This is a genomic window from Mycobacterium dioxanotrophicus (assembly GCF_002157835.1).
In the GTDB taxonomy this organism is placed as follows: Bacteria; Actinomycetota; Actinomycetes; order Mycobacteriales; family Mycobacteriaceae; genus Mycobacterium; species Mycobacterium dioxanotrophicus.
The window spans coordinates 5082032-5106218 of the sequence record NZ_CP020809.1; the positions used below are offsets into that span (position 1 = coordinate 5082032).

Annotated in this window: 22 protein-coding genes and 1 other RNA gene; 10 read left to right on the plus strand and 13 right to left on the minus strand. The window is 66.1% G+C overall.

The annotated features are described in order from the left end of the window. Positions 1–24: 24 nt before the first annotated feature. From BTO20_RS24790 to BTO20_RS24805, 4 genes are read left to right on the plus strand one after another with little or no spacing between them, the layout of a single operon-like run. Positions 25–1170 carry a VOC family protein gene (locus tag BTO20_RS24790; protein WP_087078705.1) on the plus strand — a complete coding sequence of 382 codons (1146 nt, stop codon included), beginning with the start codon at positions 25–27 and terminating at the stop codon, positions 1168–1170. Beyond that, entirely contained in the window at positions 1167–2099 is a 933-nt protein-coding gene (locus tag BTO20_RS24795) for a fumarylacetoacetate hydrolase family protein (RefSeq protein ID WP_087078706.1), read from the plus strand. The genes BTO20_RS24790 and BTO20_RS24795 overlap by 4 nt, the downstream gene beginning before the upstream one ends. Further along, positions 2096–3586 carry a bifunctional 3-(3-hydroxy-phenyl)propionate/3-hydroxycinnamic acid hydroxylase MhpA gene (gene mhpA, locus BTO20_RS24800; protein ID WP_232490841.1) on the plus strand — a complete coding sequence of 497 codons (1491 nt, stop codon included), beginning with the start codon at positions 2096–2098 and terminating at the stop codon, positions 3584–3586. Before BTO20_RS24795 ends, mhpA begins: the two co-directional genes overlap by 4 nt. Next, positions 3583–4758, plus strand: a complete 1176-nt coding sequence (locus tag BTO20_RS24805; RefSeq protein ID WP_087078708.1) for a cytochrome P450 — start codon at positions 3583–3585, stop codon at positions 4756–4758. The genes mhpA and BTO20_RS24805 overlap by 4 nt, the downstream gene beginning before the upstream one ends. Positions 4759–4771: 13 nt before the next feature. On the opposite strand, the gene BTO20_RS24810 is transcribed toward BTO20_RS24805, so the two are convergent. The 5 genes from BTO20_RS24810 to BTO20_RS24830 form a co-directional block, all read right to left on the minus strand. Next, positions 4772–5308, minus strand: coding sequence for an LOG family protein (locus tag BTO20_RS24810; protein WP_087078709.1), 537 nt, complete (start codon positions 5306–5308; stop codon positions 4772–4774). Positions 5309–5317: 9 nt separating this feature from the next. After that, positions 5318–6295, minus strand: coding sequence for an LmeA family phospholipid-binding protein (locus BTO20_RS24815; RefSeq protein ID WP_087078710.1), 978 nt, complete (start codon positions 6293–6295; stop codon positions 5318–5320). A gap of 97 nt (positions 6296–6392) precedes the next feature. Then, a complete protein-coding gene (locus BTO20_RS24820; protein ID WP_087078711.1) occupies positions 6393–9236 on the minus strand; it encodes an MMPL/RND family transporter in 2844 nt (947 codons plus the stop codon). A gap of 129 nt (positions 9237–9365) precedes the next feature. Further along, positions 9366–10115 (minus strand): YwaF family protein, encoded by a 750-nt coding sequence (locus tag BTO20_RS24825; protein ID WP_198344053.1) that lies wholly within the window; start codon positions 10113–10115, stop codon positions 9366–9368. A gap of 94 nt (positions 10116–10209) precedes the next feature. Next, on the minus strand, positions 10210–11019 hold the full coding sequence (locus BTO20_RS24830) for a cutinase family protein (RefSeq protein WP_232491268.1): 810 nt from the start codon (positions 11017–11019) through the stop codon (positions 10210–10212). 294 nt (positions 11020–11313) lie between these two features. On the opposite strand from BTO20_RS24830, the gene BTO20_RS24835 reads away from it, so the two are divergent. The 3 genes from BTO20_RS24835 to BTO20_RS24845 all read left to right on the plus strand — a co-directional run bounded on the left by BTO20_RS24835 (position 11314) and on the right by BTO20_RS24845 (position 15395). Beyond that, positions 11314–12537, plus strand: a complete 1224-nt coding sequence (locus BTO20_RS24835; RefSeq protein ID WP_087078712.1) for an MFS transporter — start codon at positions 11314–11316, stop codon at positions 12535–12537. A 17-nt stretch (positions 12538–12554) separates the two neighbouring features. Beyond that, positions 12555–13997, plus strand: a complete 1443-nt coding sequence (locus BTO20_RS24840; protein WP_087078713.1) for an MmgE/PrpD family protein — start codon at positions 12555–12557, stop codon at positions 13995–13997. Positions 13998–14147: 150 nt separating this feature from the next. Then, entirely contained in the window at positions 14148–15395 is a 1248-nt protein-coding gene (locus BTO20_RS24845; RefSeq protein ID WP_087078714.1) for an ATP-binding protein, read from the plus strand. A 68-nt stretch (positions 15396–15463) separates the two neighbouring features. Here the strand turns inward: BTO20_RS24845 and BTO20_RS24850 are convergent, their stop codons facing one another. Both BTO20_RS24850 and ssrA read right to left on the minus strand, forming a co-directional pair. Next, complete coding sequence (locus BTO20_RS24850) at positions 15464–16075, minus strand: hypothetical protein (RefSeq protein WP_157680319.1); 612 nt, start codon at positions 16073–16075, stop codon at positions 15464–15466. A 93-nt stretch (positions 16076–16168) separates the two neighbouring features. Further along, positions 16169–16537, minus strand: a transfer-messenger RNA (tmRNA) gene (gene ssrA / locus BTO20_RS24855). A gap of 175 nt (positions 16538–16712) precedes the next feature. Between ssrA and BTO20_RS24860 the strand changes: the two genes are divergently transcribed. Next, positions 16713–17129, plus strand: coding sequence for an ester cyclase (locus BTO20_RS24860; RefSeq protein WP_232491269.1), 417 nt, complete (start codon positions 16713–16715; stop codon positions 17127–17129). Between the two features lie 82 nt (positions 17130–17211). Further along, positions 17212–17748, plus strand: a complete 537-nt coding sequence (locus BTO20_RS24865; RefSeq protein ID WP_232490842.1) for a TetR/AcrR family transcriptional regulator — start codon at positions 17212–17214, stop codon at positions 17746–17748. Positions 17749–17892: 144 nt separating this feature from the next. Here BTO20_RS24865 and smpB read toward each other — a convergent pair whose 3' ends face one another. From smpB to prfB, 6 genes are read right to left on the minus strand one after another with little or no spacing between them, the layout of a single operon-like run. Then, complete coding sequence (gene smpB, locus BTO20_RS24870) at positions 17893–18381, minus strand: SsrA-binding protein SmpB (RefSeq protein ID WP_170064301.1); 489 nt, start codon at positions 18379–18381, stop codon at positions 17893–17895. Between the two features lie 6 nt (positions 18382–18387). After that, positions 18388–19284 carry a permease-like cell division protein FtsX gene (ftsX, locus tag BTO20_RS24875; RefSeq protein ID WP_087078716.1) on the minus strand — a complete coding sequence of 299 codons (897 nt, stop codon included), beginning with the start codon at positions 19282–19284 and terminating at the stop codon, positions 18388–18390. Then, on the minus strand, positions 19285–19974 hold the full coding sequence (gene ftsE, locus BTO20_RS24880) for a cell division ATP-binding protein FtsE (protein ID WP_087078717.1): 690 nt from the start codon (positions 19972–19974) through the stop codon (positions 19285–19287). 45 nt (positions 19975–20019) lie between these two features. After that, positions 20020–20556 (minus strand): hypothetical protein, encoded by a 537-nt coding sequence (locus tag BTO20_RS24885; RefSeq protein ID WP_087078718.1) that lies wholly within the window; start codon positions 20554–20556, stop codon positions 20020–20022. Continuing rightward, on the minus strand, positions 20553–21548 hold the full coding sequence (locus BTO20_RS24890) for a mechanosensitive ion channel family protein (RefSeq protein WP_087078719.1): 996 nt from the start codon (positions 21546–21548) through the stop codon (positions 20553–20555). The genes BTO20_RS24885 and BTO20_RS24890 overlap by 4 nt, the downstream gene beginning before the upstream one ends. Continuing rightward, on the minus strand, positions 21535–22644 hold the full coding sequence (prfB, locus tag BTO20_RS24895; protein WP_087078720.1) for a peptide chain release factor 2: 1110 nt from the start codon (positions 22642–22644) through the stop codon (positions 21535–21537). The genes BTO20_RS24890 and prfB overlap by 14 nt, the downstream gene beginning before the upstream one ends. Before the next feature lie 159 nt (positions 22645–22803). Between prfB and BTO20_RS24900 the strand changes: the two genes are divergently transcribed. After that, positions 22804–24177 (plus strand): FAD-dependent oxidoreductase, encoded by a 1374-nt coding sequence (locus tag BTO20_RS24900; protein WP_087078721.1) that lies wholly within the window; start codon positions 22804–22806, stop codon positions 24175–24177. Positions 24178–24187: the final 10 nt, after the last annotated feature.

Sequence of the window (24187 nt, forward strand, 5' to 3'; positions counted from 1 at the left end):
GATTTCGTCAGACAAGGAGGTGTCATGACCGCTCACCTGCGCAAAACAGCACACGATCCGCACGACAACGTGCACAGCGAGCACGGCCCCCGCCGGGGCGAGCACAGCGGGCGCGCCAAGAATCCGGTGATCAAGGTCGCCGACCTGGCCTGGCTGGAATTCGAGAAGCCCGACCTGGCGCGTGCGGAGGCGTTCGCCCGGGCGTTCGGTTTCCAGACGGCGCTGCGCACCCCCGACGAACTGCACCTGCGCGGCACCGACGCCGGTGCGCCGTGCGTACTGGCGCGCCGCAGCGCCCGGAGCAGATTCGGTGGGCTCGCGTTGCGCGCCGCCGACGAGGTCGACGTGCTGCGCCTGGCCGATAAGACCGGCTTCTCGGTCCGGCCCCTTCCCGAGGCACTCGGCGGGCTCGCCGTCGACCTCGTCGACCCGAGCGGCACGCGAGTGCGGGTCGTGGCCGGTATGCACGAACTCGCCGAGCTGCCCACGCAACCACCGCTGGTCGTCAACGCCGGCCGCGAACACAGGCGCGCCAACGCGATGCAGCGACCGGCGCGGGTGCCTGCCCGGGTGCAACGCCTCGGCCATGTGGTGCTGCAGTCCACCACCTATCACCGCACCCTCGACTGGTACCTCGAGACCTTCGGCATGATCGTCAGCGACTTCCAGTTCTTCCCGGGTCAGCGCGACCGCGGCCCGGCGATGAGCTTCATCCGGTGCGACCGCGGCACCACACCGGCCGACCACCACACCGTCGCCCTGGCTCTCGGCCCGGCCGATCGCTACGTGCATTCGGCCTACCAGGTCAGCGATCTCGACGCGCTCGCAGCCGGCGGCGAATACCTGCGCGACCGTGGCTATCTGCGCTCGTGGGGTATCGGCCGGCATATCCAGGGCAGCCAGTTGTTCGACTACTGGCGCGATCCGGACGGATTTCTCGTCGAACACTTCACCGACGGCGACATGTTCGACAACACCGTGGAACCCGGCTGGGCGCCGTTCACAGCCTCGGGGTTGTCGCAGTGGGGACCACCCGTCAGCAAGGACTTCCTCGGCACCGATCTGAGATCGGCTCGCCACGAACTGCGCTCGATGATCGCTGCGCTACGCGCGGACAACGAATTCGACCTCCGACGCCTCATCGGTCTACTGAAAGTTGCTGCCTCATGACGATTTCCGTGCTCCGTACCACCGACACGTGGTGGGTCAGGACGCCCGACGGCGCCGCCCGCATCCAGACCAGCGCCGCCACCACCGGCGCCCTGCTGGCCGACCGGGCCGCCATCGACGCGGCACGATCGGGCGAGTCGGTGTCACTGGAAAGCCTGGAACTGCTGTCTCCTGTCACCGCTGGGTGCCGGGTGATCGCCCAGATGACCAACTTCGAATCCCATGTCCGCGACGCCGGTATGGATCCGACAACGATTCCCCTGACGTTCTTCCGCAAGTCCTCGGCGTCCATCAGCGGGCCGTTCTGCGACATCGTCAAGCCGCCGCATGTTCGGCTACTGGATTATGAGGTGGAGATCGGCCTCGTCATCGGACGCGATATCCCAGTGGGGACAACCCTTTCCGAAGCAGACCTGGCCGGGGCTATCGCCGGGCTGGTGATCACCAACGACGTGTCCGCGCGCGACGTCCAGTTGCCGCAGACCCAGTTCTACGAGGCCAAGTCCTATCCGACGTTCACGCCGGTCGGGCCCGAACTGGTGCTGCTCGACGCCGACGAACTCAAGCGGTTCGGTGATCTGCGGCTGCGCCTGAGCGTCAATGGTGAACAGCGGCAGAACGCACTGGTCGAGGGCGACATGCTGTACCGCCCACTGCAAGCCCTGCAGTCGCTGACCCGTTTTCAGGATCTGTCGGCAGGCGACCTGATCCTGACCGGCACCCCGGTCGGCACCGCACTCAGCGCCCCACCGAAACCGATCGAGATCATCGGCAATCTGCTGCCGCCGGCGCTGAAGTGGAAGGCATTCTTCAAACGCCAGGCCGCCAATCCGAAATACCTCAAGGACGGTGACGTCGTCGAGGCCACCATCGCCACCGACGACGCAGCTATCGACCTTGGGGCGCAACGTATGCGCGTGCGGTGGTGAACCACCATCCGGTCGTCATCATCGGCGCCGGCCCGACCGGGGTCACCGCAGCCACCCTGCTGGCCCAGTACGGCGTCGACGCGCTGGTGCTGGACCGGTGGCCCGATGTCTACCCGCAGCCCCGTGCGGTGCATCTCGACGACGAGATCTACCGCGTCATCGACCGGCTCGGCATCGCCGAGGAGTTCTCGGCGATCTCGCGACCTGCGTTGGGGCTGCGGTTGCTCGACGACGACCTGCGGGTCTTGAACGAGTTCCGCCGCGATCCCGCGCACAGTCCCAACGGCTTCCCGCAGGCCACCATGTTCGACCAGCCGGAGTTCGAAAAGCTGTTACGCGACAACCTTTCCCGGTACCCGCACATCCGATTGTGGGGTGGCGCCGAGGTGGTCGACATCGAACCCGGCACGCCCGCGCGCATCACCGTCGCCGCGGGGACGACCATGCACACCCTCACCGCCGACTACGTGCTCGGGTGTGACGGCGCGAACAGTGTGGTGCGCACCCGAATCGGCTCAACGATGCGTGATCTTCGCTTCGAGCAGCGCTGGTTGGTCGTCGACGTCGCCACCACCGCTGACCTGCACCAGTGGGAGGGTGTGCATCAGGTGTGCAGCACCCGCCGAGCCGGCACCTACATGCGGATCGGCGCTACCCGCTACCGTTGGGAGTTCCGGCTGCTGCCAGGAGAATCCGCCGCCGACTTCTCGACGCTGTCCGCGCTACGCCCGCTGATCGCGCCGTGGACGGCCGAAGTCACCGAGGACCGACTGGAACTCGTGCGCGTCACCGAATACACCTTCCGCGCGCAAGTGGCCGACCGCTGGCGCCGAGGGAACATCTTCCTACTGGGCGACGCGGCCCATCTCACCCCGCCGTTCATCGGCCAGGGCATGGGCGCCGGCCTGCGCGACGCTGTGAACCTGACCTGGAAGCTGGCGGGTGTCCTGCACGGCAGTCTCGACCCTGCGGAGCTGGACACCTACGAGTCCGAACGAATACCCCATGCCCGCAGCATGATCGGGTTGGCGCTCAACGTCGGACGGGCGATGACCGCAGGCGGCCGATTCGGCCGTCTGGCGCGCCGCGTCGTGGTGCCCCGACTACATCTCGTCCCGGTCCTGCGCCGCAGGGTGCTCGATTCGCGCACCCCGTCGCTGCGGCCGGCCGGGCCCGGAAAGCTGGCCGGCCGGTTGTGCCCGAACCCGGTCCTGGACGACGGAACACGACTAGACACCCGGCTCGGCCCTGGTTTCGCGGTGCTGAGTGTCCGGGCGTTGACCGATGCCGAATCCGCCCGCGTCGCCGCGTGCGGTGCCACGACGTATATTGATTCCATTGGTGCCGTTGGTGATTGGCTGCGGCGCGGTCATGCCGTCGCGGCCGTCGTGCGTCCGGACCGCACTGTGGCCTGCGCCGGACGCGACGTGCGCGCCCTGCTCGACGCCTTGCCCACCTTCCACACCCCGGCCAGGAGGATGCCATGACCACCGTTGCGGAGTACCCGGCGAACATCTACACAACCGACGCCATCCTCAACCCCTACCCCCACTATCAGCGGATGCGCCGGCTCGGCCCGGCGGTATGGCTCAACCGGCACAAGTGTTTCGCACTGCCGCGTTATCCCGAGTGCAAGGCCACGCTGCGCGACGACCAACAGTTCCTGTCCGATCACAGCGTTGCACTGAACGCCTTGTGCAACAGGCTGTCCCGCGGAACCACACTGGCCAGTGATGGTGACGAGCACGCGCGGCGGCGCAAACTGGTCGCGCACCGGCTGCTGCCGCGGGCTCTGCGGGGCGTCAGCGACGCCGTCGACGATCAGGCACGCAGTGTCGTGGAGGCCGCCGTCGCCCGCGGCACCGTCGACGGTGTGGACCTCGCGACCGCGCTGCCGCTGGCCGTGGTGCCCGACCTGGTCGGCTGGCCCCGCGACCAACGCGAACATCTGCTGGCTTGGGGTGCCGCCAGCTTCGACATCCTGGGCCCGCTCAATTGGCAAGCAATCAAAGCGCTTCCACGCGCCGTTCAGATGGTTCGATTCGTCCGGCGGGTGGTCGCCGAACGTCGCGTCGTTCCCGGCAGCATCGTCGACGAACTGCTGCACGCCGCCGACGACGGTGTCCTGGCCCACGACGACTGCCCGGCCTTGATGATCGATTACATCGCCCCGTCGCTGGACACCACCATCAGCGCCATCCCCAACGCGCTGTATCTGCTGGGCACGCATCCCGAACAGTGGCAGCGGCTCAAGGAGGATCCCGCGCTGATCCCCGGCGCCGTCAACGAGATCGTGCGCTACGAATCACCGCTGCGCGCGTTCGCCCGCAGAGTCAGCTGCGACACCGAGATCGCCGGTGTCGCAATCCCGTCGGGTGCACAGGTCCTGGTGATGTACGCGTCGGCCAACCGTGACGAGGACGAATGGGACCGGGCCGAGGTTTTCGACATCGGTCGCGATGCCGGCCGTCACATGGGATTCGGCAATGGTGCTCACGCCTGCGCAGGACAGGGGCTGGCGCGGCTGGAAACCACCGCGATGTTGCAGGCCCTGCTGCGCCGCGTCGACCGCATCGAAGTGGTCGGCGAGCCCGAGTGGGCGGTCAACAACATCATCCGCAGGCACCGCCGGCTGCCGCTGCGCCTGATCGCCGCCTGAACTCCCCGACGCTCTACCGAGCGAGCGCGCGTTCCAGATACGCCAGCGCATCGTTCGCATCGTCGGTGATGTGCACCAACTCGTCCAGTGGAATCGGCAGAAACCCGTCCTGCTCCATTCGACGCAGTTGCACCAGCAGACCGTCGTAGAAGCCGGAGGTATTGAGCAGCACGACGGGCTTGTCGTGCCGGCCATGCTTGCGCAGTTCCAGGATCTCGGTCAGCTCGTCCATTGTGCCCAGGCCGCCGACCAGCACCACGATGGCGTCGCTTCGGGCCAGTAACGTGGCCTTGCGCTCGGCCAGGTCACGCGTGAAGACCATCTCGTCGGCGTCCGCTTTTGCCTGGTGGCGCAAGAAATCCACCGAGATACCCACCAGCCGGCCCCCGCCGGCCCGCACTCCGTCGGCGACGACCTTCATCAACCCGGTGTCGGATCCGCCCCACACCAAGGTGTTCCCGCGGGCACCGACGAGTTCGGCGAAGTCCAGCGCCGGCCCGGTGTAGCGCTCGTCGAGGTCCGCAGCGGACAGGAAGACACAGATGTTCACGTGCGGGTCTCAGATGCTCGCAAAGCAGGAGTTGGCTTCCCCGTTGGGAATTGACGCGTTCTGACTGGAGAACTTGCCGACCACACCGGTGCTCGTCACCTCGACACTGTCGGCGTGGATACCCAACGGGTAGTTGTCATTCAGCTTCTTGGTGAGCCCGTCGAGCGCCGACTGCACGGCGTCCTTGGAGAACGGGCCGGTGGCGTCGAGCACCTGCAGGTTCAGGTCACCGTTGGTGACGACGGGCTTGGCGGTGATGCTGGTACCGCCCGCAGCTTCGAGGATGAGGGTGCCCGCGGCGGTGTCGGTGTGCACGTCGGTGAGCAGGTCTCCGACGAACGGCAGGTTCTCGGCCACCGTGTTCTTGATCCCGGCCGAGGTCCAGGACAGGGTCGCGGTGAGCGATCCGATGGTGCCCTTCGAATTGGCATCGCCCTGCAAGCGGATGTCGGACAGGCTCACGTCGGCCGTCATCCCCTTGGCCGCTTGGACCTGGTTACCGGCGGTATCGACGGAGATATTGGTGTAGTGGCCGGTGATGTGCTGCCACAGGAACGGCGGACTCACCCCGAACGAGATGGTGGCGCCGTCCTGCACGACGCACTGCGTGACGTCGGCCAGCAGCGTCCCCGCCCGGTGCCGGGCATACAGTTCGGCACCGGCCAGTCCGCCGACGATCAGCGCGACGACGATGACCACGACCAGGACGACGACCTGCCAACGCCGCGGCTTCTTCGGTGCACGCTCACCCGACGGCGGACGCTGGCGGGTGAGCTTCTCGGTGGCCGGGCTGTCGGCCGGTGGCCGGTGGGCGCGCAACTGCTCGGTCGGTGGTTCGGGTTGGCCCGGCCGCGGTCGCGGCGGAGGGGGTCTCAGCCGTTCGGTCGGCGGCTCGGGTGGCCGCAGCCGCTGGGTCGCGGGGTCGGGCGGTGGCGCTCCCCGACCGCGCCAACCAGGTTGTCCGGGGCGTTGCGGCGGTGTCGACACCTCGGCAATTCTGCCCCATCGACATGGGCACGAGCTGAGAAAGACGGTTCCCGCCGGCAGCCGGTGGCGTCAATACCGGCCCGACCTGGCCGTTCGCCTACGCCAGTGCCTGCTGTCGGTCCGTCAGCGCCGCCAGGCGACGCTTCGATGCGTCGGACTGCACCACCGTCGGCCACCAGAACCACCGTCCCAGCAGGGCCGCGATGGCCGGCGTCATGAACGACCGCACAATGAGCGTGTCGAACAGCAAGCCGAGCGCGATGGTGGTGCCGACCTGCGCCATGACCTTGAGGTCACTGAACGCGAACGAGGCCATCGTGAACGCGAACACCAGACCCGCCGATGTCACCACCGACCCGGTACCCGCCATCGCGCGGATGATCCCGGTCTTCAGCCCACCGTGCAACTCCTCCTTGAACCGGGACACCAGCAGCAGGTTGTAATCGGAGCCGACTGCCAGCAGCAGGATCACCGACATGGCGAGCACCATCCAGTGCAGCTCGAGCCCGAGCAGGTGCTGCCAGACGAGCACCGACAGCCCGAACGAGGCACCGAGGGACAACAGCACCGTCCCGACGATGACGGCCGCGGCGACCGCACTGCGGGTGATGAGCAGCATGATGATGAAAATGAGTGATACCGCCGAGATTCCGGCGATCAGCAGGTCGTAGTGCGACCCGTCGCGCATGTCCTTGTAGGTTGCCGCCGTGCCCGCCAGATAGATCTTCGAGCCCTCCAGCGGAGTGCCCTTGATCGCCTCCCTGGCCGCCTGCTTGATGGGGTCGACATGCTCGACGCCTTCCGGCGTCGCGGGATCACCCTCATGGCTGATGATGAACCGCACCGACTTGCCGTCGGGTGAGATGAAGTTCTTCATGCCACGCTTGAAGTTGTTGTTGTCGAAGGCTTCCGGCGGAAGATAGAAAGTGTCGTCGTTGCGGGCGTCGTCGAAGGCCTGGCCCATGGCCGTCGAATCCTCCTGCATCGCAGCCATCTGATCCTGCAGGCCGTTCTGGGTGGCGTACATCGTCAGCATCGTCGTCTTCATCGTCTTCATGGTCTCGATCTGCTGCGGCAGCAACGTAACGAGCTGCGGCATCAGGGAATCGAGACGCTCCAGGTCCGGCAGAAGCTTCTGGACGTCGTCGGTCATGGTGTCCATGCCGTCGAGAGTGTCGAAGATCGACCGGATGGACCAGCAGGCCGGGACGTCGAAGCAGTGCGGCTCCCAGTACAGATAGTTGCGCAGCGGCCGGAAGAAATCGTCGAAATCGGCTATGTGGTCGCGCAGTTCGGCGATGTCAATGGTCATCGTCCTGGTTTTGGTGACCATCTGATGCGTGGTGTCGGCCATCTCCTGGGTGAGGCCCGCCATCCGCTCCATGATGTCGACGGTCTGCTGCATCTCATCGGCCTGCACCAGCATGTCGGACATCCGGTCCTGCATGTACTTGCGGTTCATCGTGTTCGTGGTGCCCTGCCGGCTGAGCAGGAACGGGATCGACGTGTGTTCGATCGGCCGGCCGTTCGGCCGGGTGATCGCCTGCACGCGCGAGATGCCCGGAACCCGGACGATCGACTTGGCGATCCTGTCGATCACCAGAAAGTCGGCGGAATTCCGCAGATCGTGGTCGCTTTCGACCATGAGCAGCTCAGGGTTCATCCGGGCGGCGCTGAAATGCCGTTCAGCTGCGGCATATCCGACGCTGGCCGGCAGATCGGCCGGAAGGTACTTGCGCGCGTCGTAATTGGTCTTGTAGCCCGGTAACGTCAGCAATCCGACGAGCGCCAGCGCCAACGTCAGGACGAGGACGGGCCCTGGCCAGCGCACCACCACAACGCCGACGCGACGCCAACCCCGCGACCGGATACTGCGTCTGGGTTCGAAACGTCCGAACCGGCTGCCGAGCACGATCACCGCCGGGCCCATGGTCAGCGCCGCGATGACGGCGACGAACGTGCCGACCGCGCACGGCACACCCATGGTCTGGAAGTACGGCAGGCGGGTGAAACTCAGGCACAGCATGGCACCGGCGATCGTCATCCCGGATCCGAGGACAACATGCGCTGTACCGCGGAACATGGTGTAGTAAGCGACATCTCGGCCCTCGCCCGCGCCGCGCGCCTCCTGATACCGGCCGATCGCGAAGATCGCATAGTCGGTACCCGCGGCGATGACCATCAACGTCAACAGGTTCACCGCGAACGTCGACAACCCGATGATGCCGAAATGAGCCAGGAAAGCGACGATGCCGCGGGCGGCCCCCAGCTCGAGGAAGACCATCAGCAACACCAGGATCATGGTCACGACCGACCGAAAGACGAGCACGAGCATCACCGCGATGACCACGAGCGTGATGGACGTGACCTTCGCGATGCTCTTGTCCCCCGCATGATGCTGATCGTTGATCAGCGGAGCGCCCCCGGTGACGTACACGTCGATACCCGGCGGAGGCGAAGATTTGGCGACGATCTCCCGCACCGCGGCGACGGAGTCGTTGGCCAGCGTTTCACCCTGGTTGCCGCGCAGGTAGACCTGCACGTAGGCCGACTTGCCGTCGTTGCTCTGGGCGCCCGAGGCGGTAAGCGGATCGCCCCAGAAGTCGGCGACGTGCTGCACGTGTGCGGTGTCGGCCTTCAGCGCGGCGACGACGCCGTCGTAATAGTGGTGCGCCTCGTCGCCGAGCGGCTGCCGGCCTTCCAGGACCACCATGGCGTTGCTGTCGGAGTCGAACTCCCGGAATTCGCTGCCGATCTTGCGCATGGCGATCATCGCGGGCGCATCCTGGGCGCTCAGCCCGACGGTGTGCTCCTCACCGACCTTCTCCAGTGGTGGTATGAGCACGTTCGTCAGGACGGTGAGCAGCACCCATCCCAGCAGGATGGGCACCGACAGTGCCCTGATGGCCTTCGCGAGACCGGCACCCTGTGCCGGTTCCACCGTCGACGCTGCTGAGTCGCTCCGCACAACCTGCCTCTTCGATCAGGCCACTGTCGCCCCGTGGACAGGTCGCAAGCGATACACATCCGCTCTCGCGTGTAATACAACTAGCTCGTCAAAATGTTGCTGTCAATCACTGGTTTCTTGCAGCGGCCGCGGCTGCTCGGCGTGTCGCCGGGCGCGCTCCCACGGCCAGGTCATCAGCGCCCACACGACCAGAACGATTGCGACCTCGGCCAAGAGGTACACCGGCCACGGGCCCAGCACGTCCAGCAGGGATGCCGTGGGGGGCTTTCTGTTGAGGTAGCCGTAGTTGGTTCCGGTGGCCGCGTTGAAGGCGAGCGTGACAGCTGCCCACCCGAGGGTGGCGATGACAGCGAAGCGGTAGTCGCGCCATCGCGGTCGATACCGACGTCCCCACGTGAGATAGATCGCCGCCCACACCACCAGTACGTGAAGCGTGAAGAACGTGATGAACAGGTGGTGGGGAAAGTCCGGAGCACCCTCCCTGGGCGTGCCGATGTCCGGGGTGATCAACGCCTGCGAGCTCAGCACGAGGCCCCAGTAGTAGGTGAGAACGAACGCCCAATGTCGTTGGGACCACAGTGCGTAAGCCGCCGCGAGCTCCGCGACGTCGCACAATTGCAGCGGCACCGAGGTGTCCATGGTGGGGTCGACCAGCTTGTAGCCCAGCGCCACCGCGAACGCCGCGATGAGCAGGACGGCCAGCACCCGGCTGAACGTCCGTGCCTGCGCCTCGGTCTGGCGACGGCCCACCACGACCAGAAGCACTGCACCCACCACGAACACCGCCAAGACCGCGCAGTGCGAGGGGCCGTAGGCCGCGAACTCACGTTGTGCAGAGAACACTTCGATCATCTCCCCGTTTTGATGGCACGCAGGGAACGATTACCCATGATTCCAGGCGGAGTTCGATCTCGTCGGACGATGCCCGCAGGCTCTCCGAAGCGCGTCAGCGAACCGCCGAGACCCACCCCAGGTCAGGGGGCAGCGAAGCGGGGTCGGATGTCGATGGGCCGGACACGGACGGCTGCGGGCCGCCGTACCCCGGCGTTCCGGAGCCGTATCCCGGTTGCGGGCCGTGCACCGAGGTCGCCGGGTCGTAGCCCGACGACGGCCCATATCCGGGCACCGTCGGAGCAGACCCGGCCATCAGCTTGTCCGCAGCGAACGCCGCCGCCTGGGTGGTGTACACCCCGACGTAGCCCTCGGTGTGGCCGCTCCACGCGTTGCCCGGACCAGGGTGACAGATCGGGTCGGCGGGATTGCACAAGTCGATCGCCTTCGCACCGAGCAGTGCGCTATGGGTCGGCAGTGCCTGGTCGGTTCGGGTCGCCACGTCACCGAAGGTCGCGACCGCCGCGACGTTCTTCGCGTACTCGGCGGGCAGCGGATCACCCCAGCTGATCCCGCCCACAGGGACGCCGGCCACGATGTCCATCACGCTGGCGCCCTGTGAATAGCCGCCCAAGACGATCTGGGTGTTGGGACAGGACGACACCGTCGACTTGAGGTGGGAGATCGCGTCCTTTGCGCCGTCACCACCGTGCAACTGCAGCTTGCTGGCCTTGTAGTTCACCGCGTAGCTGGCGATGTTCATGCCGGTCTGCTTGCGCAGCGAATCGACGAAGGCGTCGCCGACACGGCCCAGACCGGCCGGCTCATCGGTACCGCGCGCGAAGATCACCTCGGCGTCGGCGCAGTCGGTGGCAGATGCCACCGGCAGGTTTGGGGCGACCAGCGCGACGCCGGCCGTGAACAGTGCAGTAGCGCCAAGCCCGACCCAGCGACCACCTGACCGCGCACTGCCCGTCCGGGGGCTACGTATGCGGCGAGAAAACACGCCTCAATCTAGCGCGTGCCGGCAAAGGATCAAGGTCGCGTCACCACCGGTCACGGTGGACATACGCCGGCCGTTGGTGAGCGAAATGCGCAAAAAGGGAAATTCGCGCACTGCGCAGGTTGCGCGCACAAGCGAGCCAAGCCGGTCGACACCGGCCTAGCTTGGCGGCATTCGCCCTCGTCAACGCCCTGGAACGGCACCGGAAGGCTCGAAATGACATCCGTCTCTGTCAGCCGCAAACAAACTTGGGCCGGCCACCGGCGCGGATCCGCCGAATACCGCCGCCTGCTGGCGGCGTTGTTCTGCGCGGGAATAGCAACCTTTGCTCAGCTCTACTCCCCGCAGGGCGTTCTACCCCGGATTTCGGCCGACCTGGGCGTGGGAGCGGCAGGCGCCGCGCTGATGGTGTCGGCTTGCACCATCGGCCTGGCCGTCGGCGTGATCCCCTGGTCGATGATCGCCGACCGGATCGGCCGGGTGAAGGCGATGTCGGTTTCGGTCCTGTCGTCCAGCGTGCTCGGGCTGCTCACCCCGTTCGCACCGACCTTTCATCTGTTACTCGCCGGACGGCTGCTGCAGGGCCTGGTGATCGCTGGGGTGCCTGCCATCGCGATCGCCTACCTCACTGAAGAGATAGCCGCCGAGCACGCCGCCCGTGCGGCCGGGACCTTCGTCTCGGGCACCAGCATCGGTGGACTTCTCGGCCGGGTGGTCGCCGGCCCCGTCACCGACGTCGCGACGTGGCGGGTCGGCATGCTCACCGTGGCTGTCCTGTGCACCGCCGCTGCGGCGGGCTTCGTCAAACTCGCGCCGCACTCACGCGGTTTCACCCCATCGAACGGCTTCGGCACCCGTCTCGAAGGCACTCTGGCCCACCGCCTTTTGTCCAACCTGCGGTCACCGCGCCAGCTCACGCTGTTCGCCCAAGGTTTTCTGCTGATGGGCGGGTTCGTGGCGATCTACAACTTCCTGGCCTTCCGGCTCACCGCCGCGCCCTATCACCTGCCGGGAACCGTGGTCAGCCTGATCTTTTTCGCCTACCTGGCGGGCACCGGAGCATCGACCCTCGCGGGTGCGCTTGCCGCTCGGTTCGGCCGCAAGGCGGTTCTCCTCGCCTCGATCACCATCATGCTCACCGGAGTGGTGATCACGTTGTGCGCCAACCTCTTTCTCGTGTTGATCGGCCTGGTGGTGGCCACCGTCGGCTTCTTCGGCGCGCATGCCATCGCCACCGGGTGGGCAGGTCGCGGAGCCACCGTCGGCAAGGCGCAGGCCTCGTCGCTCTACAACCTCTTCTACTACGCCGGATCGAGCATCATCGGCTGGTTCGGCGGCATCGCGTTGGACTTCGCAGGGTGGACGGCCGTCGCCTCGACCGTCCTCATCCTCGCCGGCGCTGCGGCGGCCGCCGCAGCATTCTTCTTGCCCCGCAACTGATCTGAGAGGCCACCACGATGAACACCACAACGACAGCAGGCCTGCCGATCGCGCCGGCCACGGAACAGTACGCGCCCGCCGACGGGTTCAGCCGCACAGTCATGGCCGCCTATGAGAACTGGAGTTACTCGGCTCTCCCCGCTTCGGTGGTGCAGCGGATCAAGCTCTTCGTGCTCGACACCCTGGGCGTGATCGCCGCCGCGGCCGACGCCCCCGGCATCCCCGAGGTGAACCATCTCCTTCTCGACTGGGAGAGCGCCGGCCCGTCGACCGTGCTCATCGGCAAAGGGCGCGTAGCGCCACCGACGGCCGCACTCGCCAACGGCGCAGCGGCGCACGCACTGGACTTCGACGACAACCACGACCCCGGCCGCGTACACGCCTACGCCGTGATCCTGCCCGCGGCGATGGCGGCGGCGGAAGCGCGCGGCGGCGTCAGCGGACGCGATCTCATCGCAGCCCTGGCCACCGGCGTGGAGCTACAGGCCCGGCTCGGACTCGCCGCGCCCCACAGCATGTCCCGCGGCTGGCATCCGACCACCGTCATGGGTGCGCTCGGCGCTGCAGCCGCGGCCGCACGAGTGCTGGACCTGCGCGACACGCAGTTCTGCGACGCCGTCGGACTGGCCTTCCATCAAGCCTCGGGCACGCGGCAGGCGCTCAACGACGGCGTGCTGGCCAAGCGACTCGGAGCGGGCTTCGCCGCCCGCAACGGCACGGCCGCGGCCTATCTCGCCGCAGCCGGATTGACCGGCCCGACCCGCTTCCTGGAGGGAGAAGCCGGACTGTTCCAGCTGTATGAGCGTGGCGAGGTTCTCCCCGACGCGCTCCTACAGGACCTGGGTCGGACGTGGGAGGTCATGACGCACAGCATGAAGCCCTATCCCTGCTGCCGCTGCACCCATAATGCGATCGCCATCGGTCAGGCACTGCACCGAGAAGGCTTGAGCCCAGCGGAGATCGACAGCGTCGTCATCGGCATGAGCGAGGTGAACACCAAGATCGTCGGCGAACCCTACGACGTCGCCAGGGATTCGACGATTCACGCCCAGTTCAACGCCTGCTACTGCTTTGCGTCGGCGCTCATCCACGGTCGCGTCGACGTGGCGACGTTCCAACGGCCGCAGATCTCGGATCCCGTTGTCAGCGCTCTCGCGGCGCGTACCCGGGTGGTGATGGACGACGCGATCGCACCCGGCGCCATGTCGCCGACCCGGGTGCGCATCCTCTGCCGGGACGGACGACGAATCGAACGCGTCCTGGAGTTCATGGAGGGCAGCCCGGAGCAGCCGATGACGGAGGACCAGGCGATCGCCAAGTTCTCCGACTGCCTCGAAATGCGGCTCGGTGCAACATCTTTCGAAATCGACCGGCTCGCAGCCAAGATCCTCGACCTGGAGACCTGCTCGGACGTCGGCGACATCATCGCTGCGTTCCCGGGCACGCCGCAACCGCGATGAGCGGAACGCACAAAAGCCGAAGATCGCGCGCTTGTAGGTGTTGTGCGCACAAGCGGGCCAGGGCGTCGACAGATCCGTAACTTCGGTTGGGCAAGGTCACACCAAACCCAATGACAAATACCAAATACGCACTGAAACAGGAGAACTCGAATGAACACAGCAGACATGCGAAGCACCGGCGACATCACCGTGTCGAACGCGCCAGCGTTGTACGGCAAACCGGTCGCCGTTCTGCACCAGGCGGTGACACCGCCGTCGCTGGGCGGGGCGGTCAAGCCTTCGAACCCCTTCGGCTACCGGGATTCATCTGCCGACATCGCCTTCGCGCTGGCACAGGCCGGCTGTGACGTGCTCACCCCGGTGGGCAATCCGCGGCCCGATGTCGATGTGGACTGGACGTACCCGGACACGCTCGAGGGAATTTCCCGAGCCGTCGCCGACGGAGCCGAGATCTTGTGGGCCAACACCAGCTTGTTCGACGAGCATCCGATGGCCCACTTCGGTTCCCGCGTCGGGCTGTACGTCGTCGGTCAGCCACTGGATGTCGTCGAGAAGTTCGAGGACAAGAACGTGTGCCAGGCCGCCATCAGCGCGATCGGCGTCCCGGTACCCATGCAAGCCCTGGTCAATGTCGAGACTGGACCTGCGAAAGGTCAAGTGCAGGATGCCGTTTCGACCAAGGGGCTGACCTTCCCGATCATCGTGAAGCCGGCGCGAGGACGCGGCAGCGCCGGCGTCAAGGTCGTCGACTCCGTTGCCGAAGCGGCGGAGCACATCGAGTCACTGGTCGGACCGAAGTTCGGCAACAAATTTCTGCTCGAGGAGTACCTGTCGGGCCGCGAGCTGGCCGTGACCGTGATGCCGCCGGGGACCTACGAGACGGCGGACGGGGTGCGCCGCGAAGCCACCCACTGGCCTCTTCCGGCGATCGAGCGGACCGGTCATCACGGCGGCGTGATGCCGTTCAGCGGCGTGGTGCCGATCCAGTCGAACAGCAAGCCCGCGGGCGACGACGACCGACTCCGCGAATTCAGCCGTCACGCTGTCCGAGTCGCGCAGTTCCTCAACGCCACGGCACCGATCCGGATCGATTGCCGCGAAGACGCCAATGGGGTCATCAAGGCCATCGACATCAACATGAAGCCCAGCATGACGGGCCCTGGTCGGCCCGGCCGAGATCAGATGATCAACCTGTCGGCCCTGTCCGGAACGGAAATCGGCTGGAGCTACACCGAATTGCTTGCGGCGATAGCGGTCAACGCGGCCCCCGTCCAGCGCATCGCACGACCCGCGGCCCGCAGGCGTCCTCGCTCCCTGGGGCACGCCGCGGTCCCGGCAAGCACTGCCAGGCCGCGTCGGGCATGCCATCGACCGGGACGCTCGACTCGTTTGCGGTGACGGGCAAACCCTGCCGGGGTCCGCGAGTGGGAGGTGCTGCCCGCCTGCGGGCCCCGGCGGCATCGCCGTCAGACCTTCGGCGGCGGGGTGGCAGCCGGGCCCAGCAGATCGGCACTGGTGTTCGACGACGTGCGTCGCCACCGGCCGTACAGCGGCAACTCACGCATCGACTCGCCGAGCACCGGCCATCGTCGGGCAACGAACCGCATGACGGTCCGGACGTACCGGGTCGTCTCGGAGTACCACCGCCATTCGTACAGGCGGCCCGTCGGCAACCACTGCGCGAGCGCCTCCGATTCGACACCCTGCAGATACGGCCGGACCCACGTCACCATCACCCACGCCTGTTCTGCCGCCTCGGCGGGGAGGCAGAAGGTCCACTCGATCGGACTGTCACCGGCGGCCATGGTGTGCCGGACGGCGGGGCGTTGCACGCCACCCGTGTCGGACACCCCGAACAGTTGCACCGTCACGTTGTGAAACACCCCTGGCCCGCCCACTTCGAACCGCACGCGATAGGCGTCGGCGTCGTCGCGGTGCGCAGAGAACGCGACCAACCCGCCAACGGCGACGTAGCGCGAGAACACCAACTGGCTTCCCACCATGACGAACCGGCGAACCGCCAACAGCACCGTCAACGTCGCGACGGTCAGCGCCACGACACCCCAGACCAGGTCCACCCGCACAGCGTGGCAGAGCGCGACCGAAAAACCGGCGACAACACCCGGATACAGGAAAGGCCCCCACTTCTGGGGGCCTACCTGCGTCTTCTGTTGTGGAGCTGCCGGGAATTGAACCCGGGTCCTACGGCATGTCTTCGAGGCTTCTCCGTGCGCAGTTCGCTGTGTCTCTACTCGGATCTCTCAGTCACGCGAACAAGCCGAGATGACGATCCCAGTCGCTGTTTGATGTCCCCACGGGTCCCGCGACCGAACCCGTGGGTGGGTCCCTCTAGCTGATGCCAGGGTCCGGGCCGAGGGCGCTCCCGGTCTGACAGACACACCGTCGCTTAGGCAGCGAGGGCGTAGTCGCGCTGATTGGAATCGGCGCTTAATTGGTTGCAACGACGCTTACGGTGGTCTCTTGCCTGCACCGGCACGCTTCCCTTGATTCGATGCGCGAAGTCGAAACCGATCAGCCCCTCGCATCCCTGCCGACTTTCGGCAGGACACATCATCCTACGCCAGCATTAACAGCTGATGCCAAGCAGTCATTCCCGTGATCGGGACGAATCTGGACAGCAATCCATCGATGAGACTATCGTCTCATCAAGCGATCGCCGTATCACTGCTGCCCGATAAGGAGTCGAACGTGAGCATGTCCCGTGCACAAATGGACTCGAAGGTCGATGAGCATTTCGCCTTCGAGGCCCACGACGACGTGGAGGGCGTGCTGGCCACGCTCGCGCCCGAGGTAGAGCACGACATCGTGGGCTGGCCCGCCGGCCCGTCCCACGGCCGCGAGGGCGCCCGCGATTTCTACGAATCACTGTTCGCCGACCTGTCCGACAGCAAGGTCGAATGCCTGCGTCGGCTGTACGGCGATCGATTCATCGTCGACGAATCGATGTGGCGCGGAACCGCGCCGGGCACGCCCTTTGGTCTCGAAGGCAGAGGCCGCCCACTTGAATTCCGGCTTCTGCACATCATCGAATTCGCCGCCAGCGGAGACATCGCCCGCGAGAACGTGTGGATCGATCTGGCGGCGATCATCCGACAGCTGCCGCAGGATTGACGTGCCTGGCACCGAATCCGTGGGACGCCCGAATCAGCGGAGCCGAACCCGAAAGGATCTGCTGCGGGCTACGTCCCACCTTTTGAAGCAAGGACGCCAGCCCAGCCTGGAAGACGTCGCCGAGGAGGCGCGCGTGTCACGCGCGACGGCTTACCGTTATTTCTCTAGCGTCGAAGCACTGCTCGTCGAAGCGGCGGTGGATGTCGGTGTCCCGGAACCGGACGAACTGTTCGGCGACGACGAGCCGACCGACCCCGTGGCGCGGGTGCAGCGCGTCGACACCGCGCTGCACGACGTGATCCGCGACAATGACACGTCGCTTCGAATGATGTTGGTGCACAGCCTGCAACGCAATATGAAGGGCGAGGACGACGACCTTCCGCGGCGCCAGAATCGCCGCATACCGTTGATCGAGGCCGCGCTCGCTCCCGTCCGGGATCAGTTGCCGCCCGCCACGGTCGACACGTTGTGCAAAGCGCTCGCCCTCATCATCGGCACCGAGGCCATCGTTGTTCTCGACGACGTCCTACAGGTGGACGACGCGGACGCGCGGAAAGTCAAGCAATGGGCGATCCAGGCGCTCGTGGACGCGGCGTGGGCCTCTGCCGATCCCCATTGATCGCTGAACGTCACGCTCGCTGTCGACGAGCGTGCGCACAACGCCGACGAAATGCGGCGTGTCGGCCGACAGACACGCACGGTCGCGGTGCGGGGTGCACTGCCTGCCGTAGGTGCCGGAGAAGCTGCAGATGCCGTACGGGCCTTACATGCCTTTGGCGCGGCGGCCGAGTTCGCGGGTGATCTCGCGGTCGGCGTCCCGCTTGGCGATGTCCTGGCGCTTGTCGTGCGCTTGTTTGCCTCGGGCCAGCGCCAACTCCACCTTGACTTTGCCGTCGGAGAAGTACATCGACAGCGGCACCAGCGTCAGATTGCCGTCGCGGATCTTGCCGATGAGATTGTCGATCTCCCTGCGGTGCAGCAGCAGCTTGCGGTTGCGGCGCGGCGCGTGGTTGGTCCAGGTGCCGTGGTGATATTCGGCGATGTGCACGTTGCGCAGCCAGATCTCGCCGTCATCGACGGTGGCGAACGCATCGGCAAGGGAAGCCTGTCCCTCACGCAGGCTTTTCACCTCGGTACCCATCAGCGCGACCCCGGCCTCGTAGGTGTCGAGGATCGTGTAGTTGTGCCGCGCCTTGCGATTGCTCGCAACGATCTGCTTGTTGCCAGCGGGGCTGGCCTTCTTGGTCACCACGACGACCTACCTACGGACGTACAGCCGCAGAGTGACGTACGCGGTCAGGCCTGCCATCGCCACGCCGACGAACAGCAGGATCGGCGAGATGTACAGGATGTCGGCGTAGTCCACCCTGGCGATCAGGTTGGCTTGATAGAACTGGTTGAGCGCGCGTTCCAGGAACGCCGCCCGCACGATGATGAGCCCGACGACCGCGATGATGACGCCGATGAGGGCCGCGAGCATCGCCTCGACCAGGAACGGCAGCTGGGTGTACCAGCGTGTGGCACCGACCAACCGCATGATGCCGATCTCGGTCCGCCGGGTGTAGGCGGCCACCTGCACCATGTTCGCGATCAGCAGCACGGCACCGATGGCCTGCACCAGCGCGACGGCGAACGCCGCGTTGCTCAGGCCGTCGAGCACCGAGAACAACCGGTCGATCAACTCTTTCTGGTTGAGCACACTGCGTACGCCCGGCTGCCCGATCATCGACTTGTCGAATTCGGCGTGCTGCTCGGGATTGTTGAGCTTGACGATGAACGACGCAGGGAACGCATCCTTGCTGGCGACGTCCTTGAACTGGGGGATTTTGCGGATGGCGTCCTGATAGGCCTGGTCGCGGTCGAGGAACCGCACCGACTTGACCTGGTCGGTGTTCTCTTCGAGCTTGCTGCGCAGCGCCTTGCACGGGTCGGCATCACAGTTCGGATCGTTGGCCGAGACGTCGTCGGTCAGGAACACCTGCGTCTCGACCCGGTCGAGATAGATGTCGCGGGACTGGTCGGCAAGCCGCACCACCAGCAGCCCACCACCGAACAGCCCGATGGAGATGGCTGTGGTGAGGATCATCGCAACGGTCATGGTGACGTTGCGACGAAGCCCGGTCAGAACTTCATTGACAAGAAAGCCGAAGCGCACTTAGCGATCCATTCCGTAGACGCCGCGCTGCTCGTCACGAATCAGCCGGCCGAGTTCGAGTTCGACGACCCGCTGACGCATCGAGTCGACGATGTGATGGTCGTGGGTGGCCATCAGCACCGTCGTTCCAGTGCGGTTGATCCGCTCCAGCAGATCCATGATGTCCTTACTGGTCTCCGGATCGAGGTTTCCGGTCGGCTCGTCGGCGATCAGCACCAACGGGCGGTTGACGAAGGCGCGGGCGATCGCGACGCGCTGCTGCTCACCACCGGAGAGTTCGCTCGGCAGCCGGTTGGCCTTGCCGGACAGCCCCACCATCTCCAGCACGTCGGGCACCACCCTGTTGATCACCTCGGCTCGCTTGCCGATGACCTCGAGGGCGAACGCCACGTTCTCGAACACCGTCTTCTGCTGCAGCAGCCGAAAGTCCTGGAACACGCAGCCGATCACCTGCCGAAGGCTCGGGATGTGCCGGCCCGGCAGCTTGTTCACATGAAACTTGGAGACCTGGATATCGCCGGCGGAGGGTGTCTCGGCTGCGAGCAACAGGCGCATGAACGTGGACTTGCCTGACCCGGACGGGCCGATGAGGAACACGAACTCACCCTTGTCGATCTTCAACGAGACGTCGTCCAGCGCGGGGCGCGCCGACGACTTGTACTGCTTCGTCACGTGGTCGAGGGTGATCATCACGGCACGCCAGTGTAGCGGTGAGTACGCAAAGGCCGGGTCACGCTACGGCTGCGGTGTCGGAGCAGGAGGTTGCTCGCCGACCTGCGATGGTTGCTCGGCAACCGGTGTAGGCGGCTGCGCCGGCGTCGGGGTCGGCGCCGGTGGAGCCATGCCGGGCAGGATCGGCAGCGTGATCGGCGGCAACGGTCCGGGACCGTCCGGATCGATCACCGTCGTGCGCGGGCCCGGCGACGGGGACGTCGTGGTCGGACTCGATGAACCGGTGGTCGGAGTCTCGGAGGTGGTCTCCGGTGTCGTCGTCTCGGTCGTCGTCGACGTGGTGGTGGTCGTGCGATGCGTCGTCGTCGGCGGCGCCACATTGGTGCGCGGCACCCAGGTGTAGTCGGGGTCGGGCACGAATCCGGGTGGCGCCGTCGGTGTCGGCGCCGGCGGCCGATAGGCCTGCTGCACCCAGAACAACGCCACGAACGCCACCACCAGCACCACCGTCGAGGTGCGTAGCCGGCCAAGGCGCTTGGGCCAGTATTTGACCGCGATGTCCTTGACCGTCGCGAACTGCGCGGACAAGTCGATTTTCATGACGTCGTCTCCCGGGTGGGCCGTCCGGAGGGCGTCTGCTCGGCCCCGGGCACCGTCGCCGGATGCGGGATGGACTCGACCGTGGGCGTCGCGCCATCGGTGGGCGTGACCACGCCGGCGCGCCGCAGGGCACGCACGACCCGGACCCGCAGCCGCCGGCCGACCTCGAACTGCTTGCCGGGCAGGGTCCGGGCGACCATGCGCAGGTTGACGGTGTCCAGTCCGATGCTTTCCACTCCCATGAGCTGCGGCTTGTCGAGCAGAAGCTTGGACAGTTCCTCGTCGTCGGCAGCCTTGTCCGCCACCTCGTGCAGGACGTCGTTGACCGCGTTGAGGTCGGCGCTGGCCGGGACCGGGATGTCGACCACAGAGCGGGCCCAGTCCTTGGAAAGGTTCAGCGACTTGACGATCTGCCCGTTGGGGACGGTGTACATCTCCCCCTCGGAAGACCGCAGCTTGGTGACGCGCAGGGTGACGTCCTCCACGGTGCCCTCGGCCTCGTTGGCGGCCGCGATCGTCAGCCGGACCAGGTCACCGAAGCCGTACTGCTTTTCGGTGATGATGAAGAAGCCGGCGAGCAGGTCCTGGACGATGCGCTGCGCGCCGAAACCCAGCGCAGCGCCGATCACCGTCGCCGGAGCGGCCAGCGACACGATGGGCACCGCCAACACATCGCTGACCTCGACGAGCACGACGACGAACAGCATCGCAACCGACACCCAGGAGATCACCGATGCGACGGCCTGCCGGTGCTTGGCGCTCTCCGAGCGCACCAGCTGGTCGCTTTCCTCATATTCGGCGTCGATGCGCCGTACGAATTTCTGCGCAGCCCAGTTGATGAAGCGGGCCAGCAGCAGCCCGCCGATCAGCAGCAGCGCGATGCGCAGACCCTTGGTCAGGATCCATACGCCGAACTCGCCGTGCCAGAAGTCATGCCAGCGCTGAGCCATCGGGTAAGCCAGCACTGTGGCGGCCAAGTTACTCGTCGTCATCTTTTCTGTTGCGCCACCTGATTCCCGCTTCCAGGAATCCGTCGATGTCTCCATCGAGCACCGCGGTCGGGTTACCGACCTCGTACTCGGTGCGCAAATCCTTCACCATTTGATAGGGCTGCAGAACATAGGACCGCATCTGGGTCCCCCAGGAACTTCCGCCGTCGCCCTTCAGCGCGTCCATCTCGGCGCGTTCCTCTAACCGCTTACGCTCCAGCAACTTTGCCTGGAGAACCCGCATCGCCGAAACCTTGTTCTGCAGCTGCGATTTCTCGTTCTGACAGGTGACCACGATACCGGTCGGGATGTGGGTGAGGCGCACCGCCGAGTCGGTGGTGTTCACCGACTGCCCACCCGGACCGCTCGAGCGGTACACGTCGACGCGGAGATCGCCCTCGGGAATCTCGATGTGGTCGGTGGTCTCGACCACCGGCAGCACCTCGACATCGGCGAACGAGGTCTGGCGCCGGCTCTGGTTGTCGAACGGGCTGATCCGCACCAGCCGGTGGGTGCCCTGTTCGACCGAGAGGGTGCCGTAGGCGAACGGCGCGTGCACCGCGAACGTCGCGCTCTTGATGCCCGCTTCCTCGGCGTAGGAGGTGTCGAAGACCTCGACCGGATACTTGTGCTGCTCGGCCCACCGGATGTACATCCGCATCAACATCTCGGCCCAGTCGGCCGCGTCGACGCCGCCCGCGCCGGACCGGATGGTGACGACGGCCTCCCGCTCGTCGTACTCGCCGGACAGCAGCGTGCGGACCTCCATCTGCTCGATGTCCTCGCGCAGCTTGTTGAGCTCGGCGTCGGCCTCGGCGATCTCGGACTCGCCGCCTTCCTCGGCAGCCAACTCGTACAGCACCGGCAGATCGTCGAGACGGCCGCGCAGCTCCTCCACCCGGCGCAGCTCACCCTGGGCGTGCGACAGCTCGCTGGTGACCTTCTGCGCACGCGTCTGGTCGTCCCACAGCTTCGGGTCCGACGCTTCCTGCTCGAGTTTGGCCACCCGGTCACGCAGGCCGTCCAAGTCAAGCACCCGCTCCACCGTCGTCAGGGTGGTGTCGAGTGCGGCGATATCGGCTTGACGGTCTAGATCCACGAAAGTTGAGGTTACCTGTAGCCCGTTCGAGGAAGTTATCGCTGACCGGCGGCAGCTCCCCGGATCCGCGTTTACAGTCGGGGTGTACCCAGCCCAGCTGTGTCGCGACAGCCCCTTGCGCACGGCCGGGAGAGCGATTGGCTATCAGAAGGCTGATGCATGCGCCCATACCATGTGGCAGTCGTCGGCTCGGGACCCTCCGGGTTCTTTGCCGCGGCAGCGTTGTTGAAGTTTGCCGATTCCACCGACAGTGCTGAGCACCGCGATGTCCGCGTCGACATGCTGGAGATGCTGCCCACACCCTGGGGGCTGGTGCGCTCCGGCGTCGCACCCGACCACCCGAAGATCAAGACGATCAGCGCCCAGTTCGAGAAGATCGCGCATGATCCTCGATTCCGGTTCTTCGGCAACATCGTGGTCGGTGAGCACGTGCAGGCCGGTGAACTGGCAGAGCGCTACGACGCCGTCGTGTACGCCATCGGGACGCAGTCGGACCGACCGCTCGGTATCCCCGGCGAAGATCTGCCCGGCAGCGTGGCGGCCGTCGACTTCGTCGGCTGGTACAACGCGCACCCGCATTTCGAGCTGATGGCGCCTGACGTCACGAACGCCCGCGCCGTGGTGGTGGGAAACGGAAACGTGGCACTCGACGTGGCCCGCATCCTCGTCAGTGACCCAGAAGTGTTGGCGCGCACCGATATTGCCGACCATGCCCTGTCCGCGCTGCACGCCGGCGGGGTCGAGGAGGTGTTGGTGATCGGCCGGCGCGGACCGCTGCAGGCGCCGTTCACCACGCTGGAATTACGGGAGCTGGGTGATCTCGAGGCGATGGCCGACGTCGATGTCATCGTCGACCCCGCCGATTTCGCCGACATCACCGACGAGGCACTGGAGTCCGCAGGCAAGACGGTCAAGCAGAACATCAAGGTGCTGCGCGGCTACGCCGCCAAGGAGCCCACGGGGGCGGCACGGCGCATCGTGTTCCGGTTCTGCACCTCCCCCATCGAGATCAAGGGTGACGGCAAGGTCGAGTCGATCGTGTTGGGCCGCAACGAACTGGTCACCGTGTCCGACCGGGTGGTCGCCAAGGACACCGGGGTGCGTGAGGAGCTGCCGGCACAGCTGGTGGTGCGCGCCGTCGGGTACCGCGGCGTGCCCACTGCCGGCCTTCCGTTCGATGAGCGCTCCGGCACCATCCCGCACACCGACGGCCGGGTGGACGGCAGTCGCAACGAGTACGTCGTCGGCTGGATCAAGCGCGGGCCGTCGGGCGTCATCGGCAGCAACAAGAAGGATTCCGCCGACACCGTCGAGACCCTGCTGACCGACTTGTCCTCGGCCGCGCTGAGCGACTTCGGCCCCGATCACGCCGACGAGCTCGCGCAATGGCTGCTGTCCCGCCAGCCCCTGCTGATCACCGACGACCACTGGCAGCGCATCGATGCCCACGAGCGTGCCGCAGGTGAGGCGTTGGGACGGCCCCGTGTGAAGCTGACGAATGTGGCGGACATGCTCAAGATCAGCCACGGCTAGCGTGCCGAAT

Bases quoted from the DNA above. Each gene is read 5' to 3' on its own strand.
- BTO20_RS24845 (WP_087078714.1), top strand. From the start codon at position 14,148: ATGAACACAGCAGACATGCGAAGCACCGGCGACATCACCGTGTCGAAC.
- BTO20_RS24805 (WP_087078708.1), top strand. From the start codon at position 3,583: ATGACCACCGTTGCGGAGTACCCGGCGAACATCTACACAACCGACGCC.
- BTO20_RS24825 (WP_198344053.1), bottom strand. From the start codon at position 10,115: ATGATCGAAGTGTTCTCTGCACAACGTGAGTTCGCGGCCTACGGCCCC.
- BTO20_RS24900 (WP_087078721.1), top strand. From the start codon at position 22,804: ATGCGCCCATACCATGTGGCAGTCGTCGGCTCGGGACCCTCCGGGTTC.
- BTO20_RS24860 (WP_232491269.1), top strand. From the start codon at position 16,713: ATGTCCCGTGCACAAATGGACTCGAAGGTCGATGAGCATTTCGCCTTC.
- BTO20_RS24790 (WP_087078705.1), top strand. From the start codon at position 25: ATGACCGCTCACCTGCGCAAAACAGCACACGATCCGCACGACAACGTG.
- BTO20_RS24795 (WP_087078706.1), top strand. From the start codon at position 1,167: ATGACGATTTCCGTGCTCCGTACCACCGACACGTGGTGGGTCAGGACG.
- BTO20_RS24890 (WP_087078719.1), bottom strand. From the start codon at position 21,548: ATGACGACGAGTAACTTGGCCGCCACAGTGCTGGCTTACCCGATGGCT.
- ftsE (WP_087078717.1), bottom strand. From the start codon at position 19,974: ATGATCACCCTCGACCACGTGACGAAGCAGTACAAGTCGTCGGCGCGC.
- BTO20_RS24840 (WP_087078713.1), top strand. From the start codon at position 12,555: ATGAACACCACAACGACAGCAGGCCTGCCGATCGCGCCGGCCACGGAA.
- BTO20_RS24885 (WP_087078718.1), bottom strand. From the start codon at position 20,556: ATGAAAATCGACTTGTCCGCGCAGTTCGCGACGGTCAAGGACATCGCG.
- BTO20_RS24835 (WP_087078712.1), top strand. From the start codon at position 11,314: ATGACATCCGTCTCTGTCAGCCGCAAACAAACTTGGGCCGGCCACCGG.